The following is a 16,824-nucleotide window of genomic DNA, read 5'->3' as shown; positions in this document are numbered from 1 at the left end:
GCATGCCCGTCCGACACCTCGTCGTCAGCGCGCACAACGGTGCGCACGCCCGACCGGTGGCCGAGCTGGTACGACTCGCGCAGTCCCACACCGCTCCGGTGACCCTCCGCACGGGCGACGGCACGATCGTCGACCTGACCAGTGTGCTGGCGGTCATGGACCTCGGGATCGCCTCGGGGGATTCGGTCGTGCTCGAGACGGCGCCCTCAGCGACGGCTGAGGCCGTTCTCGATCAGCTCGCGGAGGTGCTCGCTCCCCGCGGATGACGGGTGACCGCGGTCAGCCGTCGATCACGGAGACGAGCTCGTCGAGGAACGCCTCGAAGGTCGTCCCCTTCCGGACGATCCGCTGCACGCTCTCGCGCTCGCTGAACACTTCGACCAGCTGCTCGAACACGGTCTGGAACGCCGCACGATCGCTCTCGCTGAAGGCCGCGAGCGCGACGACCTGCACGCGTCCTCCGCCCCACGCCGCAGAGCCGTCGGCGACGCCGATGGCGATGGCGGTGCGGCTCGCGGTCATCTGGAGCGCGTGCGGGACCGCGAGCGCATCCGTGAAGGCGGTCGAGGACATCCGTTCGCGCACGATGGTGTTCTCGACGTAGTCCTCGCCGATCAGCCCCGCCTGGACGAGGAGCCCGCCGAGGCGTCGGATGATCGCCTCCTCCCCCTCGTCCGGCAGCGGGAACACGTAGGCGTCGGCCAGGAAGTAGCGGGCGAGCTCACCCCGAAGGCGCGTGAGACGTCGTCCCCGACGCACCCGAGCCGCCGCCTGCTGGATGCGGTCGACGTCGGCGTCGGTCAGGAACGGCTGGATGCGCACGAAACGGTCGCCGGAGGACCCAGGTTCGATCGTGCTGAGCACGAGGTCGGTGTCGAACGACGACCAGTCGGGGTCGACGTTCGTCACGACGGTCGTGACCTCGATCGCCGAGCCCAGCGAGCGGTCGACGCTGGAGCGGAGCAGCTCGTGCAGCTCGTGATACCCCGGGCAGACGATCGTGGCGGTGAGGATCGACTCCGCCTTCCGACTGCGTTCGAGGCGCCCGCCCACGTGCATCGCGATGTACGCGATCTCATCGTCGTGGATGGGCGTGCCGACGCGGTCGTGCAGGCCGCTCGCGATCGAGACGGCCACCTCGAAGATCATCGGGTAGGTGGTCTTGAGCGACCGGGTGAGCGGGTTGCGGGTGAGGGCGCTCTCCTCGGCTCGCCGCAGCAGGTTCTGCACGTGGACCGCGAGGCGGAGGACGAACGTCTCATCCACGAGGTCGACCTGGAAGTCTTCCGCGGCTCGTGCGATCTCCGCGCGCACGGCCGCCTCGACGGCCGGATCCACACCGCTGCGCGCGACCTCGCGCGTCGCATCCTCTCCCGGCGCGACGATGCGGGTGAGGACCAGGGAGGCGAGATGGCCGCTGTCGCCCTCGCCGAGGGCCACGGAGAAGTGCTCGAAAGCAAGGCGGGCGATGACGGTTCCGACGCGCGGGATCTCCTCGCGAGTACCCGCCGGGCTCGACTCCAGGGTGTGCCCCGCCGCGACCCGCTCCGCGGCGATGGCGATGTGCAGCAGCACGTCGGAGATGGCGAGCTCGTTCACGTAGTAGCCGAGCTCACCGAGCTCGCGCACCAGTGACGACTTGAAGGGTCCGACCGCGCTCGCAGCGACTGCGGAACCGGAGAGCGCGCGGCGGAATGTCTCGGGATGGAAGGAGGCGTCATCCATCTCGTCATGGGCGAGTCTGCTCAGAAGACGACGCTGCGCCGTCTCGTTGCCTCGCAGCCGCACGGTCTCGCGCTCTCGCTCGAGCACCAGGTCCGTCCCGTCGAGCAGACCGCGTACGCGCACCAGGTCGGCCTCGAGCGTCGCCTCGCTGACGTGCAGATCCTCGGCGGTGTCGAACACGTCGATCCCTCCGTGCTCGTCGAGCAGGAGGCGCACCAGCGTGTGCAGGCGGTCGCGCGGTGCGGACTCTCCGCTCTGACGCATCCGCAGCGCGCCACGGGCACCGGATCCGGCGCGATAGCCGGCAGGGCCCGACTCGATCACCGCAGCCCCGGGAGCGCGGGCGTTCAGCGCCGCGACATAGGAGCGGATGCTGCGCGGCGTCACCCCCATGAGGTCGGCGAGGCTCGCGGCCGTCGCCCAGCCCTCCTGACGCAGCAGCGCCGCGAGGAGCTGGTCCTGGCGCTGGCGCGACATGGTCCTCCCCTTCCCGCGTGCTGACCGCACTGTCTCGACGTGTTCTCCATGATGTCAGGTGCCCTGCGTCCGCGGGCGGAAGAGCCTGTTCCGCAGGGGCGGAAAGGAACGTGTTGGCGCCGACCCCTCGGCGGTTCCCAGACTGTTCTCAGGAAGGGTGGGCATCGATGAGGATTCTCGTGGTGTGCGGTGCGGGCGCATCGAGCACGTTCGTCGCACAGCGGCTGCGCCGCGCGGCAGCCGCTGCCGGTCTCGATTGGGAGACGGCAGCGGGCATGGAGACCTCCGTCGCCGGCTCCGCTCACGACCTCGTCCTCGTCGGCCCGCACCTGGCCGAACGCCTCGCCGCGATCCGCGACCAGGCGAGCGCGCCGGTCGCCGTGCTGCCGGACGACGTCTTCGCCGACCTCGACGGCTCACGCACCCTCGTCTTCGCCCGATCGATCCTCGCCGCTGACGGCGAAACCCCGAAAGGAACATCATGACCGCCACTCGCACCGTCCGGATCGGCTCCTCCCACGGACTGCACGCGCGCCCCGCGAAGCTCTTCGCGCAGGCGGCCAAGGACTCCGGCATCGCCGTGACGATCGCCAAGGATTCGGGCAAGGCCGTCAACGCCGCCAGCATCCTCGGGGTCATCGCGCTGGCGATCGAGCACGGTGACTACGTCACCCTCACGGCCGACGGCGCCGGTGCCGAGAACGTGCTGGACACGCTCACCGAGCTCCTCACCACCGACCACGACCAGGACGCCGCCGGATGAGCGAGCTGCGCGGGGTGGGGATCGGCCTCGGGGTCGCCCAGGGACCGATCGTCCGCATGGCCGAGGCGATGCCCGCCCCGGAGAACACTCCCAGCACCGCGGGTGCGGATGCCGAACGCGCCAGGGTGCGCGACGCCGTCTCGATCGTCGCGAGCGAGCTCAACGAGCGCGGGGAGGCCGCGGGAGGATCCGCGCAGGAGGTCCTCGAGGCACAGGCGATGATCGCCGAGGATCCGACGCTCCAGGACGAGGTCGACACCCGGATCGACGCCGGAGCGACGGCGGAGTGGGCCGTGCACGATGCGTTCGCCGGCTTCCGCGCCACGCTCGAGGCCGTCGGCGGCTACCTCGGCGAGCGCGCGGCCGATCTCGACGACATCGCACAGCGTGTGCTCGCCCGCCTTCGTGGCGTCGAGGCCCCCGGCGTGCCGAACCCGGGACACCCGTTCGTCCTGGTGGCGCGCGACCTCGCCCCCGCCGACACCGCGCTCCTCGACCTGGACCAGGTGCTGGCGCTCATCACGACCGACGGCGGACCCACCTCTCACACCGCGATCCTCGCGAGGGAGAAGGGCATCGTCGCGATCGTCGGCGTCGCCGACGGCGAGATGCTCACCACCGGCGAGACCGTGATCGTGGACGCGGCCAGCGGCGTCGTCACGTGCGAGCCGACGGAGGACGAGAAGGCGCGCGCCACGGAGCGCGCGGCTGCTCGCCGGTCGGCCGATTCCGCCCCACCGACTCCCGGCGCCCTCGCCGACGGCACGCCTGTCGCGCTGCTCGCGAATCTGGGGAAGCCCGCAGACGCGGCCGATGCGGTCGTTCGGGGGGCCGAGGGCGTCGGGCTGTTCCGCACCGAGTTCCTGTTCCTCTCCTCGGCGCAGGCGCCGACGATCGCCCAGCAGCGCGAGTCGTACCGCGAGCTGCTGGCGGCGTTCCCCGGCAAGAAGGTCGTGGTCCGGATGCTGGATGCCGGCGCCGACAAGCCGCTGGCGTTCCTCAACGACGCGCACGAGGAGAACCCGGCCCTCGGTCTTCGCGGCCTGCGGGCGCTGCGCGCGAGCGAGGACATCCTGCGCGAGCAGCTCACCGCTCTCGCCGAGGCCGATGCGTCCACCGAGGCCGACCTGTGGGTGATGGCGCCGATGGTGGCCACCGTCGAGGAGACGGTGTACTTCACGACCCTCGCCCGCGAGTACGGGCTGAAGACGGCCGGCGTCATGGTCGAGATCCCGGCGAGCGCGCTGCTCGCCGACCGCGTTCTCGCTCACGCCGACTTCGCCTCGATCGGCACCAACGACCTCACGCAGTACACGATGGCTGCCGACCGGATGCTCGGCTCGGTCGCCGGCTTCCAGGACCCCTGGCATCCTGCCGTCCTGCGCCTCGTGCGCGAGGTCGGCGATGCGGGCGCGCGTCTCGGCAAGCCCGTGGGCATCTGCGGCGAAGCCGCAGCCGACCCGCTGCTGGCCGTCGTGCTGGTCGGGCTCGGCGCGACCAGCCTCTCGATGGCCCCGTCGGCGCTGGCCGATGTGCGACACGCGCTGTCCGAGCGCACCCCGTCCGAGGCGCGGAGCCTCGCTGCGGCCGCCCTGGCTGCCGATGATGCCTCCTCCGCCCGAACCGCCGTGGCAGCTCTCGCCGCGGAACTCCCCCTCCACAAGAAAGAGACGACATCATGACGACGACGTCACCTGCCGCCACCAGACCCGGCGGCCTCCGCGTAGGAGTGCAGCGCTTCGGCACATTCCTCTCGGGCATGATCATGCCCAACATCGCAGCCTTCATCGCCTGGGGCTTCATCACGATGCTCTTCATCCCGAAGGGCTTCTTCGGCGCGGAGAGCCCCTTCGGCTGGCACTGGGCCGGTGTGGCCGAGATCGTCGGCGGTGGCGGCGATTCCGCCGTCATCGGCTGGCAGGGCGCCATGACCGCAACCGCCGAGGCAGCCGACGGCAACATCCTCGCCTACGTCGGCCTCGTCGGCCCGATGGTCACCTACCTGCTCCCGCTGCTCATCGCCAACACGGCCGGCCGTATGGTCTACGGCGAGCGCGGCGGTGTCGTGGCCACGATCGCCACCGTCGGCGTGATCGTCGGAACCAACATCCCGATGTTCCTGGGCGCCATGATCATGGGCCCGATCGCCGCGTGGATCATGAAGAAGGTCGACAGCATCTGGGACGGCAAGATCCGTCCCGGCTTCGAGATGCTCGTGAACAACTTCTCCGCCGGCATCCTCGGCATGATCCTCGCGATCGTGGGCTTCTTCGCCTTCGGTCCCGTCATGCTCGGTATCAGCGCGGCTCTCGGCGCGGCCGTCGACTGGCTCGTCGCGCTGCAGCTGCTGCCGCTCGTGTCGATCATCGTCGAGCCGGCCAAGGTGCTGTTCCTCAACAACGCCATCAACCACGGCGTGTTCACCCCGCTCGGCATCGAGCAGGCGGCAGAGACCGGCAAGTCGATCCTGTTCCTCATCGAGGCGAACCCCGGCCCCGGCCTCGGCCTGCTGCTCGCCTTCACGTTCTTCGGCGTCGGCGCTGCCAAGGGATCCGCACCGGGCGCGGCCATCATCCAGTTCTTCGGTGGCATCCACGAGATCTACTTCCCGTACGCCCTGAGCAAGCCGACCACGATCCTCGCCCTCATCGCGGGCGGTGCGGCCGGAGTCACCACGAACATGGTCCTCGGCGGCGGTCTGGCCTTCCCGGCAGCACCGGGCAGCATCATCGCGGTCACCTTCGCAGCCCTCGGGGCCGGCGTCGGCAATCTGGTGGTCGTGTACCTGTCGGTCATCATCGCCGCCACCGTCACCTTCCTCATCACCGGCGTGATCCTGCGCGCGTCCCGCAAGCGCGACCTCGAGGCCGAGAGCGACACCTTCGGCGCCGCGATCGCACAGACCGAGGCGAACAAGGGCAAGTCGTCGGCAGCGATGGATGCGCTGCGCTCCTCGACGTCGGGCACGGCCGCCGAGTCCGCTGCCGTCCCGAGCCCGACGGCGGTCGCGACCGCGCCGATCGAGCGCATCGTGTTCGCCTGCGACGCCGGCATGGGATCGTCCGCGATGGGTGCCAGCGTGCTGCGCAACAAGCTCAAGAAGGCCGGCATCGAGGACATCACGGTCACCAACCAGGCGATCGCGAACCTCGACGGAACGGCCGACGTGGTGATCACGCAGCAGCAGCTCACCGAGCGCGCCACCGCGAAGTCGCCGAACTCGGTCCACGTGTCGGTCGACAACTTCATGAACTCGCCCAAGTACGAAGAGGTCGTCGAGATGGTGCGACAGCAGCGAAAGGAAAGCGAATGAGCGTTCTCACCCCCGAACAGGTCCGCATCCACCCCGGAGGCGCATCGCGGGACGAAGCTCTCCAGGAGGCGACCGACATCCTCGTCGCCGCCGGAGCCGTCACCCCGGCCTACGTCGACGCGATGCGACAGCGCGAGGAGACCGTCTCGACCTTCATGGGCAACGGGCTGGCGATCCCGCACGGCACCAACGATGCGAAGGATACGATCCTCGCCTCCGCGCTCTCCGTCGTCCGCTATGACGGCGGTGTGGACTGGTCCGGCGACCCGGCCACCTTCGTGATCGGCATCGCCGGAGTGGGCGACGAGCATCTGGAGATCCTCTCCCGGATCGCGATCCTGTTCTCGGAGGAGGACGATGTGGCACGGCTCTCCGCGGCGAAGACCTCGGAGGAGCTCTACGCCCTCCTCTCGGAGGTGAACGAAGGATGAAGGCGGTCCACTTCGGGGCGGGCAACATCGGGCGCGGATTCGTCGGTCTGCTGCTGCGCGAGGGCGGGTACGAGGTCGTGTTCTCTGACGTCGCCGATGCGCTGGTCGATGCGATCAACGCGGTCGACTCGTACACCGTGCACGAGGCCGGCCCCGGAGGGACCGATCACGTCGTCACCGGATTCCGGGCGGTGAACAGCCGGACGGATCCCGCGGTCGTGGCCGAGGAGGTCGCATCGGCCGACGTCGTCACCACAGCGGTCGGACCGACCGTGCTGAGGTTCGTGGCTCCGTCGATCGTCGCGGGACTCGCCCTCCGCTCCCCCGATGCCGCACCTCTGCAGGTGATGGCGTGCGAGAACGCGATCGGCGCCACCGATCTGCTCCGCCGTGAGATCGTGACGGCCGCAGGACCGGATGCCGAGACTCTGCTCGCCCGAGCGGTCTTCGCGAACACGGCGGTGGACCGCATCGTCCCGGCGCAGCCGGAGGGGTCGGGCGTCGACGTCACGGTCGAGCCCTACTTCGAATGGGCGATCGAGTCAGGGCCGTTCGGGGGGAACCTGCCGAACATCCCCGGTGCGCACTTCGTCGACGATCTGGCCCCGTACATCGAGCGCAAGCTGTTCACGGTGAACACGGGCCATGCGGCTACCGCGTACTTCGGAGCCCGCGCCGGCATCGAACGCATCTCGGATGCTCTGGCGGACCCCGCCATCGCGGCGAGCGTCTCGGCGGCTCTCGAGGAGACGTCGGCGGTTCTGGTCGCCGAGCACGGCTTGGACCCGGACGATCTCGCCGGCTACCGTGCGACGATCCTCGACCGGTTCCGCAACCCAGCACTCATCGACACCGTCCAGCGCGTCGGTCGCCAACCGTTGCGCAAGATCTCGCGGCACGAGCGCTTCGTGGGTCCTGCCGCCATGGCCGCGGAGCGCGGCCTGCCCACTGAGGCTCTGGTGGCGGCCGTCTCGGCGGCGCTCGAGTTCGACGACCCGGCGGACGAGCAGTCGGTCGAGCTGCAGCAGTTGCTGCGGACCGAGGACCCTGACGCTCTCACCACGAGGACGACGGGCCTCGACCCCGAGCATCCGCTGTTCCGCTCGGTCCGCGACGCCGTCGCCGCCCGGCAGCACGGCCTCGAGGTCGCCTGACCCACAGCTCATCCACGCCCCCGCGCTGCCGATACGATCGGTGGGCGGGGGCGTTTTTCGAGCACGACGATGTGCGGGGAGCCAGATGAACAGATATGCCGTGATCGGCGCAGGGCCGTCGGGCCTCGCCGCAGCACGTGCGTTGCACACGCGCGGGGTCACCGTCGACGGTTACGAGGCGTCGCACGGCGTCGGCGGGCTGTGGGACATCACCAACCCCCGCAGCACGATGTACGAATCCGCACACCTCATCTCCTCGCGCACGACCACCGAGTTCGCCGAGTTCCCGATGCGCTCTCGCGTCGACTACCCCGGTCACCGGGTGCTCAAGGAGTACTTCGACGACTACGCGGAGCACTTCGGACTCACCGAGCTGTTCCGGTTCGACACCAGGGTCACCCGCCTCGAGCCGCGCGACGGCGGCTGGGACCTGACCAGTGCGGGCCCCACGGGGAACGAGACCCGCTGGTATCCCGGAGTCGTCCTCGCGAACGGGACGCTCGCCGAGCCGAACGTGCCGACGTTCGCCGGGGAGTTCAGCGGCGAGCTGCTGCACACGAGTGCCTACAAGTCGCCCGAGCAGCTGAAGGACAAGCGCGTGCTGCTGATCGGCGCAGGCAACTCCGGCTGCGACATCGCGGTGGATGCCGTGCACCATGCGGTCTCGGTCGACATGAGTGTGCGGCGCGGGTACTACTTCGTACCCCGCTACCTGTTCGGCAGGCCCAGCGACACCCTCAACCAGGGACGCCCACTGCCGGCGCGCATCAAGCAGGCGGTCGACAGCCGCGTGCTACGGGCCTTCACGGGTGACCCCGTGCGGTTCGGGTTCCCCCGGCCCGACTACCGCATCTACGAGTCGCACCCGATCGTGAACACACTGATCCTGAATCACCTCGGGCAGGGCGACCTGCGCATCCGGCCGGACATCGCCCGATTCGAGGGGACGACGGTGCACTTCCGCGACGGCAGCGCCGACGACTACGACCTGGTGCTGCTCGCCACCGGGTACACCCTCGACTACCCGTTCGTGGACAGGGAGCACCTGCACTGGCGCGGCGCCTCGCCCCGGCTGTTCCTCAATGTCTTCCCCGCATCGTTCAACGGCCTCTACGTGATGGGCATGATCGAGGCCTCCGGCATCGGCTGGCAGGGCCGCTACGAACAGGCCGAGCTGCTCGCGGCCTACCTCTCCGCCGTCGAGGAGGACCCCGCGCGCGCCGCCCGTTTCCGCGAGCGGGTGACCGGAGCACCCTGGCCCGATGTGACCGGCGGCTACCGCTACCTGGGCCTGGACCGGATGGCGTACTACGTCAACAAGGACGCTTACCGGGGCGCTGTGCGACGCGAGAAGATGGCGCTGGAGGTGTCGGCGTGAACGTCAACGACGTGGTCCTGTCCTTCACGCCAGGCACACTCACGATCCTCAACGTCGTGCTCGGCCTGATCATGTTCGGCATCGCCCTCGACACCTCGCCGAGCGACTTCCGCGTCGTGGCGAAGCATCCGAAACCGTTCGTGATCGCGATCCTCGCACAGCTGCTCCTGCTGCCGATCGCCACCTTCGCACTCACCCTCGTGCTTCCCGTTCCGCCGTCGATGGCGCTGGGCATGCTCCTGGTCGCGTGCTGCCCACCCGGGAACATCTCGCAGGTGCTCACCCACCGCGCCGGCGGCAATGTCGCCCTCTCGGTCTCGCTCACGGCGGTCGGGAATCTGATCTACATCTTCGCGATGCCGCTCAGCATCACCTTCTGGGGATCGCTGCACCCGACGGCACGCACGCTGCTGCGTGACGTCGCCGTCGATCCCTGGCGCATGCTGCTCGAGGTCCTGCTCATCGTGGGGCTCCCGTTCGCGCTGGGCCTGCTGCTGCGTGCCGGCGCTCCGCGGTTCAGCGCCCGTGTGCAACCGTTCGTGAAGTGGTTCAGCCTCATCGCGCTGCTCGGGTTCATCATCGCCGCGCTCGTGGGCAACTGGGCGGTGTTCGTGCAGGTCCTCGGCATCATCCTGATCGTGGTCGCGGTCCACGACGCTGTCGCCCTGGCCCTCGGCTACGGCACAGCGGTGATCGGCGGGCTCGGCACCCGCGAGCGCAAGGCCATGACGTTCGAGGTCGGCATCCGCAACGCCGGCCTGGGCCTCGGGCTGGTGTTCCTGTTCTTCGACGGGCTCGGAGGCATGGCCGTCGTCGCCGGCTGGTGGGGCATCTGGGACATCATCGCCGGCCTCGTGCTCGCCGGGCTCTGGGCGCGGCACACCAGAAGACGAACAGGCTCCTCGTCCGGCGACGCGAGCGGCCGCACGAAGGCGGAGGCCGCCTGATGCCGCGCGTGCTCATCACGGGAGGAAGCGGGTTCCTCGGTTCGCATGTCGCCGCGGCCCTCGCGGCCCGCGACGACGTCGAGCTGGTCGTCTGCGGCGATCTTCGACACGGGGCGCCTCGCGACGGCATCATCGACGAGACGCTGGATGTGACGGACTCTGCCGGCCTCGCCCCGCTCCTGCGACGGCACGCGATCGACACGGTCGTGCATCTGGCAGCCATCGTCAATCCCGGTCGCGACGTCGAGCAGGAGTATCGCGTCGATGTCACCGGGTCCGCGAACGTGCTCGCCGCGTGCGTGGAGGCAGGTGTCCGGCGGATCGTGGTCTCCAGCTCCGGGGCCGCCTACGGCTACCATGCGGACAACCCCCGATGGATCGACGAGGAACAGCCTCTGCGCGGCAACGACGCCTTCCCATACGCGCGGCACAAGCGCCTGGTCGAGGAGATGCTCGCGGAGCACCGGGCTGCCCACCCCGGGCTCCAGCAGGTGGTGTTCCGCATCGGCACGATTCTCGGGCCGACGGTGCGGAACCAGATAACGGCGCTCTGGGATGGACGACGGATACTCCGGATAGCCGGAGCCGCATCGCCCTTCGTCTTCATCTGGGTGGATGACGTGGCTGCGGCGATGGTGCGCGCGGCGACCGACGGCCCACCGGGCATCTTCAACGTCGCCGGAGACGGATGCCTGACCGTTCCCGAGATCGCCGAACGCCTGGGGAAGCCGCAACTCGTCCTCCCGGCGTGGGCGTTGTCGGGGGCCCTGCGCATCGGGCGGATGCTGCGTCTCACGGAGCACGGACCGGAGAAGGTCCCCTTCTTGCGGTACCGGCCGGTCCTGGCCAACGGAGACCTCAAGAGAGTGTTCGGCTACACCCCGCTGCGCACGAGCAGGCAGGCCTTCGAGGAGTACCTCCGCACGCACCCCACGATCGCCCGGGAGAGACGCCGGGCGCAGTAGCGTGGAGCCATGCAGAAGAAGCGTGGACGCCGGATCCTGAAGCGTGTTCTGTGGAGTGTCGCGATCGTGCTGGTGCTCGCCGTCGGCGGCGTGCTCGCGTGGTCGCAGATCGGCGTCATGGCCGCTGAGCCGGAACCGCTCGCGGCCGTGCGAGAGAACCCGGCGATCACCGTGACCGACGCGGACGAGGGCATCGTCCTCACCCCGGCCGACGGCGCGTCGGAGCGCGGACTGGTGTTCATCCCCGGAGCCAAGGTCGACCCCTGGGCATACGCCGCGATACTGCAGGTGCTCGCAGAGGACGGGGTCACCGTCGTGATCACCCGCCCCTGGCTGAACCTGGCGTTCTTCGATCCGCGCGGCCTCGATGCCTTCACAGCTGCGGCCCCCGACGTCGATGTCTGGAGCGTCGGCGGTCATTCCCTGGGTGGCGTACGCGCCTGCCAGCTCGCCGCCGACGCCGATGCGCTCGTGCTGTTCGCCTCCTACTGCGCGAACGACCTGTCCGAGAGCGGGCTCCCCGTCCTCAGCCTGTCCGGAAGCGAGGACGGGTTGTCCACCCCGGAGAAGATCGCCGACGCACGGGACCAGCTGCCCGCCGACGCCGACATGGTCGAGATCGACGGCGCTTCGCACGCCTCCTTCGGCGACTACGGCCCGCAGGACGGGGACGGCACTCCCTCGATCTCTCGCGAGCAGATGCACGCAGAGGTCACCCGTCTCACCGAGAGCTTCCTCGCGCCACTCGCCCCGTGAGGGTCACTCCCCCGCCGTCCCGAGGATCGGGTCGAGCAGCGGATGCAGGTGCCGTGTGCGCAGAACCGATGCCGCGGCTCGGGCCCCTGCTCCGAGTGCGGCGGTGACGTCCGCCCCGTCGAGACGCGCATCGAGCACGCCGGCCAGGAAGGCATCACCGGCGCCGTTCGTATCGACGACCGCCACGGGCACAGCTGGAACCCGGTGCAATTCTCCGTTCCCGTCGATCGCCACCGCCCCGTCGGCGCCCAGGGTGCACACGGCGAGGCCGGCCCCCGCCGCGATGCGTGAGCGCAGGAACGCGACCGGGTCATCGAGGCGGTCCGCATTGCAGAACACGGCGTGAGCGGCGTCGAGGAACGGCCGGTGGAAGGGCGCAGTACCGTCGTAGTCGTGCACGTCCACCCAGATCGGGGTGCCGGTCGCTCGAGCGACCGGCAGCAGCCGCAGGGGCTCCGCCGCGAGATCGAGCACGATGGCATCGGCCGCCGTCATCTCGTCGCGCACCTCTTCGTCATGCTCTCCTCGCGTCTCCTGCGGCGTCGACAGGTACAGCGACACGCGCTCCCCCGCCGGTGTCATCAGGTTCAGATGCCGTTCGGTGATGCCGTCGCTCCACCGCGTCCGCACACCGGAGGCACGCAGGGCTTCGCGGACGCGTCGACCCTCCGCGTCCGTCCCGGTGATGGCATGCAGCCGCGTCGTGCGGCCCAGTGCGGTCAGGCTGAGCGCTTTGCCGGCGCTGGTCCCGCCGACCGTCTCCCACGTGTCCTCGGCGAACTGCATGTGCGGCTCCGGTTCCGGCAACCGATCGAGCACGACGATACGGTTCCACGACGCGGGGCCGACGATGAAGACGGACGCGGGTTCGGAGGCGGGAGGCATGACACCATCCTGCCGTGCGGTCCCCCTCAGCCGATGCGGGAGACCAGCGCGTCCAACCCCATGCCGTAGTCGATGCGCACCACGGGAAGAGCGAGCTTGTCCGTGCCGATCTTCACGTATCCGGGTTCGATGGTGCGACCCATCTCGTAGCCGGCCTGAGCGACGCCCTGCTTGGTCGTGTCGTTGTAGTGCCCGTAGGGGTACGCGACCACCTGACCCACGCCGAGGATGTCGGCCGAGGTCGTGAGGTCGGCCGCGATCTGATCGGCGCTCCAGTTGACCATCCGGCCCTTGCCGTTGTCGCCGGCCTGGTGCATGTCGTGGGTGTGCGAGCGGCGCTGCACGTAGATCGACGGCGCCGGATCCTGCCGATAGGCCGTGATCATGAACGACGTCGAGAGCACCTTGTATTTGTCGACGACCGGTACCGCGAGGTCGAACCACGTCTGATCGGCGTCGTCGTCGGTGATGATCACGCTCTTCGCCGGCAGCGAGAGCCGTCCGTCGATGAAGGCGCTGAGCTCATCCCACGTCGGCAGATAGAAGCCCGTGGTCGCGATGTGGTTCATCTGCGCGTCGAAGTCTCCGATGTACGCGTAGTTGCCGCGCAGCCAGCCCTTCTCGCCCTCGGGGTCGGCCGTGAACTGGTGGTACATGAGGATGGGCACCCGCACGTCTTCCGCGGCGTTCTCCTCCGGCGTCTTCCAGGCGGCGAAGAGCTCGACCTGCTGATCCACGCACACCACGGGGTCGGCGCCGTTCACGCGGGCTGCGACCGCGAAAGCTCCCGCATCCGCCGCGCTCGGGTACCAGCCGGCGAAGACCCGGCCGTCGAGCTGCGGGATGGGCAGTCCCTGATACAGAGCTTCCTGGAACTGCAGCATCGGCTCCGCAGGAGCACCTTCGCCCGTGAACGTGACCGCACACGCTCGCGGGTCGTTCGCGTCCGCCACGATCTGCTCCGCCGGCGTCAGCGGATGCTCGATAGCCCCGGACTGCGCCTTCGGGACCGTGTTCTCCGGCGTGCGGGTGAACCACACGAACGCGGCTGCCGCTCCTCCGACGACGACGACCGCCACGGCGGCGCTGATGATGATCGCGGCGCGCGAGCGCCGCTTCCCCCCGGAAGCCATCATCAGGCGTCGAAGCCCTCGGCGATCATCTCGACGAGCTCCTCCCGCTCCTCGACCGGGAGGAATGCTGCGGCTGCTGCGTTGAACTGGAACGTCTCGAGGTCGTCGAGATCGTACTCGAACGCCTCCACCAGCAGCGCGAGCTCACGGGTGAGAGAGGTGGCGCTCATGGTGCGGTTGTCGACGTTCACGGTGACCGCGAATCCGAGCTGGTACAGCAGGTCGAAGGGGTGATCCACCATGGTGTTGCCCCACGCGGCGATCGCACCGGTCTGCAGGTTCGACGACGGCGAGAGCTCGAGCGGGATCTCACGGTCGCGGACCCAGCGCGCGAGGTCACCGAACTGCACCTGCACCTCGTCGCCCTCCTGCGTGATGACATCGAGGTCCTCCGCGATGCGCACACCGTGTCCGAGCCGCAGTGCGCGTCCGTCCAGCAGAGCCGAGCGGATGGAGGCGGGGCCTGCCGCCTCTCCCGCATGCACCGTGACGGGGAAGAAGTTCTCGGCGAGGAAGTCGAACGCCTTGCGGTGGTTCGACGGCGGGAAGCCGTCTTCGGGACCGGCGATGTCGAAGCCCACGGCGCCGCGGCCGCGGAAGTCCACCGCGAGCTCGGCGATCTCGAGGGCACGGTCGGTGTGCCGCATGGCGGTGATCAGCTGGCCGACACGGATGCTGCGCCCCGCGCGGTCGGCGGCATCCTCGCCTTCCTCGATGCCCTGCTGCACGGCTTCCACGGTCTGCTCGAGGGTGAGGCCGCGAGCCAGGTGCTGCTCGGGGGCCCAGCGCACCTCGCCGTAGATCACGCCGTCGGCCGCGAGGTCTTGCACGAACTCGCGCGCCACCCGGGTGAGGCCCTCCTGCGTCTGCATCACCGCGGTCGTGAGGTCGAACGTCTTGAGGTACTCGACCAGCGAGCCGGAGTCGCTCTGCTTCGCGAACCACGACCCGAGAGCTGCCGGCTCAGATTCCGGAACCTCCAGGCCGATCGCATCCGCGAGCTCGATGATCGTGGCGGGCCGCAGCGCGCCGTCGAGGTGGTCGTGCAGCGAGACCTTGGGCAGGCTCCGCAGGGAGACGCCCTGAAGCGTGACGTCGCCGTTCGCATCGATCGACATGGTGATCCTCTCGGTCGCGGATGTGCTCAGTTCAGGCTAGCGGTCGAAGGTCACGCCGTGATGCGCTCGCGGACGATGGGACCGGTGACCGGAGCCTCGTCTCCGATCGCCCAGGAGCCCTCGAGAGCGTCGAGCGCCCTGCCGAATCGGGCGTCGTCCGCGGCGGAGAGCGTGAAGAGCGGCTGGCCGGCGACGACGCGGTCACCCGGCTTCGCGTGCAGATCGATGCCCGCCTCGAAGATCACCGGGTCCTGTGCCCTGGCGCGCCCCGCACCCAGACGCCACGCGGCGACGCCGAACGGGAGGGCGTCCATGCGCGTGACGATGCCATCGGCCGGTGCGAGCACCTGGTGGGTCTCGCGAGCCGTCGGAAGAGCGGCATCCGGGTCGCCGTCCTGGGCGCGGATCATCGCCTTCCAGGTGTCCATCGCGCGTCCGTCATCGAGGGCGGCCTCCACGTCGGCATCCGGCTGCCCGGCGAGGGCGAGCATCTCGCGTGCCAGGGCGATCGTCAGCTCGCGCACATCCGACGGTCCGCCGCCGGCGAGGATCTCGACGGACTCCCTGACCTCGTTGGCGTTGCCGATCGCGAGCCCGAGCGGCACATTCATGTCGGTCAGCAGCGCCGTCGTCGCGACACCCGAGTCGGTGCCGAGCGCGACCATCGTGCGTGCCAGCTCGCGGGCGCGATCGATGTCCTGCATGAATGCGCCGGATCCGAACTTCACGTCGAGCACGAGAGCGTCCGTGCCCTCGGCGATCTTCTTGGACATGATGCTCGATGCGATCAGCGGGATCGCCTCGACCGTGCCGGTGACGTCGCGCAGTGCGTACAGCTTCTTGTCCGCGGGGGCGAGGCCGGAGCCGGCCGCGCAGATGACCGCGCCGACGTCGCCCTGCATCTGCGCGAACATCTCCTCGTTACTGAGAGCGGCGCGCCATCCGGGGATCGACTCGAGCTTGTCGAGCGTGCCACCGGTGTGGCCGAGTCCACGACCGCTCAGCTGCGGAACGGCCACGCCGAACGAGGCGACCAGAGGCGCGAGCGGCAGAGTGATCTTGTCGCCGACGCCGCCGGTGGAGTGCTTGTCGACGGTGCGCTTGCCGAGAGAGGCGAAGCTCATCCGCTCCCCCGAGGCGATCATCGCGTCGGTCAGCACGCGGATCTCATCGCGCTCCATGCCGCGCTGGAAGATGGCCATCGCGAACGACGCCATCTGCGCGTCGGAGACGTAGCCGCGCGTGTAGGCGTCGACCATCCAGCGAAGCGCGGGCTCCGGCACGGCACCGCCGTCGCGCTTGGCGCGGATCACATCGATCGCGTCGAACGGTTCGATGGCTCCCTGAGCCGGTGCAGCGGTCATCGTGCTTCCTCCAGGTCGCGCGGCCCGAATGCGTCGGGCAGCACCTCGTCGATCGTGCGGATGCCGGAGACGGTCTCCAGCAGCATCCCGGGCATCGCGTGCTCGAACAGCAGCTGGCGACAGCGTCCGCACGGCATGATGGTCTGCCCCTCGTTGTTGACGCACACGAACGCGACGAGCTGGCCGCCGCCGGACATGTGCAGGTCGCCGACCAGAGCGCACTCGGCGCACAACGTCACGCCGTAGGAGGCGTTCTCGACGTTGCAGCCGGCCACGATGCGGCCGTCGCCGACCAGGGCGGCCGCACCCACGCGATAGCGGGAGTACGGCGCGTACGCCTTGGTCATGGCGTCGGTTGCGACCTGGCGCAGTTCATCCCAGTCGATGTCCGTCATTGCGATGTTCTCTCTTCCCT

At 69.4% G+C, this 16,824-nt stretch carries 17 protein-coding genes; 11 read left to right on the top strand and 6 right to left on the bottom strand.

The annotated features are described in order from the left end of the window. Nucleotides 1-2: 2 nt before the first annotated feature. A complete protein-coding gene (locus tag ASD13_RS15215) occupies nucleotides 3-266 on the top strand; it encodes an HPr family phosphocarrier protein (RefSeq protein ID WP_017828486.1) in 264 nt (87 codons plus the stop codon). A gap of 13 nt (nucleotides 267-279) precedes the next feature. Here ASD13_RS15215 and ASD13_RS15210 read toward each other — a convergent pair whose 3' ends face one another. Further along, nucleotides 280-2,202, bottom strand: a complete 1,923-nt coding sequence (locus tag ASD13_RS15210) for a BglG family transcription antiterminator (protein ID WP_055870907.1) — start codon at nucleotides 2,200-2,202, stop codon at nucleotides 280-282. 167 nt (nucleotides 2,203-2,369) lie between these two features. Here ASD13_RS15210 and ASD13_RS15205 point away from each other — a divergent pair, with 167 nt between their 5' ends. From ASD13_RS15205 to ASD13_RS15160, 10 genes are all read left to right on the top strand, one after another. Further along, complete coding sequence (locus tag ASD13_RS15205) at nucleotides 2,370-2,687, top strand: PTS sugar transporter subunit IIB (protein WP_055870904.1); 318 nt, start codon at nucleotides 2,370-2,372, stop codon at nucleotides 2,685-2,687. Further along, complete coding sequence (locus ASD13_RS15200) at nucleotides 2,684-2,965, top strand: HPr family phosphocarrier protein (RefSeq protein ID WP_055870903.1); 282 nt, start codon at nucleotides 2,684-2,686, stop codon at nucleotides 2,963-2,965. Before ASD13_RS15205 ends, ASD13_RS15200 begins: the two co-directional genes overlap by 4 nt. Further along, nucleotides 2,962-4,647, top strand: coding sequence for a phosphoenolpyruvate--protein phosphotransferase (ptsP, locus tag ASD13_RS15195; RefSeq protein WP_082531528.1), 1,686 nt, complete (start codon nucleotides 2,962-2,964; stop codon nucleotides 4,645-4,647). The genes ASD13_RS15200 and ptsP overlap by 4 nt, the downstream gene beginning before the upstream one ends. Beyond that, entirely contained in the window at nucleotides 4,644-6,278 is a 1,635-nt protein-coding gene (locus tag ASD13_RS15190; RefSeq protein WP_055870901.1) for a PTS mannitol transporter subunit IICB, read from the top strand. The genes ptsP and ASD13_RS15190 overlap by 4 nt, the downstream gene beginning before the upstream one ends. Then, nucleotides 6,275-6,709: a PTS sugar transporter subunit IIA gene (locus ASD13_RS15185; protein ID WP_055870898.1), complete on the top strand. Its 435-nt coding sequence runs from the start codon at nucleotides 6,275-6,277 to the stop codon at nucleotides 6,707-6,709. Before ASD13_RS15190 ends, ASD13_RS15185 begins: the two co-directional genes overlap by 4 nt. After that, nucleotides 6,706-7,863 carry a mannitol-1-phosphate 5-dehydrogenase gene (locus ASD13_RS15180; protein ID WP_055870895.1) on the top strand — a complete coding sequence of 386 codons (1,158 nt, stop codon included), beginning with the start codon at nucleotides 6,706-6,708 and terminating at the stop codon, nucleotides 7,861-7,863. The genes ASD13_RS15185 and ASD13_RS15180 overlap by 4 nt, the downstream gene beginning before the upstream one ends. 85 nt (nucleotides 7,864-7,948) lie before the next feature. Further along, on the top strand, nucleotides 7,949-9,241 hold the full coding sequence (locus ASD13_RS15175; RefSeq protein WP_055870892.1) for a flavin-containing monooxygenase: 1,293 nt from the start codon (nucleotides 7,949-7,951) through the stop codon (nucleotides 9,239-9,241). Continuing rightward, a complete protein-coding gene (locus tag ASD13_RS15170) occupies nucleotides 9,238-10,188 on the top strand; it encodes a bile acid:sodium symporter family protein (protein ID WP_055870889.1) in 951 nt (316 codons plus the stop codon). The genes ASD13_RS15175 and ASD13_RS15170 overlap by 4 nt, the downstream gene beginning before the upstream one ends. Further along, nucleotides 10,188-11,153 carry an SDR family oxidoreductase gene (locus ASD13_RS15165; protein ID WP_055870886.1) on the top strand — a complete coding sequence of 322 codons (966 nt, stop codon included), beginning with the start codon at nucleotides 10,188-10,190 and terminating at the stop codon, nucleotides 11,151-11,153. The genes ASD13_RS15170 and ASD13_RS15165 overlap by 1 nt, the downstream gene beginning before the upstream one ends. A 9-nt stretch (nucleotides 11,154-11,162) precedes the next feature. Then, nucleotides 11,163-11,909: an alpha/beta hydrolase gene (locus ASD13_RS15160; RefSeq protein WP_055870883.1), complete on the top strand. Its 747-nt coding sequence runs from the start codon at nucleotides 11,163-11,165 to the stop codon at nucleotides 11,907-11,909. A 3-nt stretch (nucleotides 11,910-11,912) separates the two neighbouring features. Here the strand turns inward: ASD13_RS15160 and ASD13_RS15155 are convergent, their stop codons facing one another. The 5 genes from ASD13_RS15155 to ASD13_RS15135 are packed head-to-tail and all read right to left on the bottom strand — an operon-like array spanning nucleotide 11,913 to nucleotide 16,804. Beyond that, nucleotides 11,913-12,794 carry a carbohydrate kinase family protein gene (locus ASD13_RS15155; protein WP_055870880.1) on the bottom strand — a complete coding sequence of 294 codons (882 nt, stop codon included), beginning with the start codon at nucleotides 12,792-12,794 and terminating at the stop codon, nucleotides 11,913-11,915. Between the two features lie 26 nt (nucleotides 12,795-12,820). Continuing rightward, nucleotides 12,821-13,930: a polysaccharide deacetylase family protein gene (locus ASD13_RS15150; protein WP_055870878.1), complete on the bottom strand. Its 1,110-nt coding sequence runs from the start codon at nucleotides 13,928-13,930 to the stop codon at nucleotides 12,821-12,823. Continuing rightward, nucleotides 13,930-15,045 (bottom strand): adenosine deaminase, encoded by a 1,116-nt coding sequence (locus ASD13_RS15145; protein ID WP_017828472.1) that lies wholly within the window; start codon nucleotides 15,043-15,045, stop codon nucleotides 13,930-13,932. Before ASD13_RS15145 ends, ASD13_RS15150 begins: the two co-directional genes overlap by 1 nt. A gap of 50 nt (nucleotides 15,046-15,095) precedes the next feature. Continuing rightward, on the bottom strand, nucleotides 15,096-16,409 hold the full coding sequence (locus ASD13_RS15140; RefSeq protein WP_055870876.1) for a thymidine phosphorylase: 1,314 nt from the start codon (nucleotides 16,407-16,409) through the stop codon (nucleotides 15,096-15,098). Then, the gene (locus ASD13_RS15135; protein WP_017828470.1) at nucleotides 16,406-16,804 is read right to left on the bottom strand and encodes a cytidine deaminase; all 399 of its coding nucleotides are present in this window, start codon (nucleotides 16,802-16,804) and stop codon (nucleotides 16,406-16,408) included. Before ASD13_RS15135 ends, ASD13_RS15140 begins: the two co-directional genes overlap by 4 nt. Between the last annotated feature and the right edge of the window lie 20 nt (nucleotides 16,805-16,824).

This window comes from Microbacterium sp. Root1433D1 (genome assembly GCF_001426835.1).
Taxonomy (GTDB): domain Bacteria; phylum Actinomycetota; class Actinomycetes; order Actinomycetales; family Microbacteriaceae; genus Microbacterium; species Microbacterium maritypicum.
This window is presented reverse-complemented; position numbering and strand designations above follow the sequence as displayed.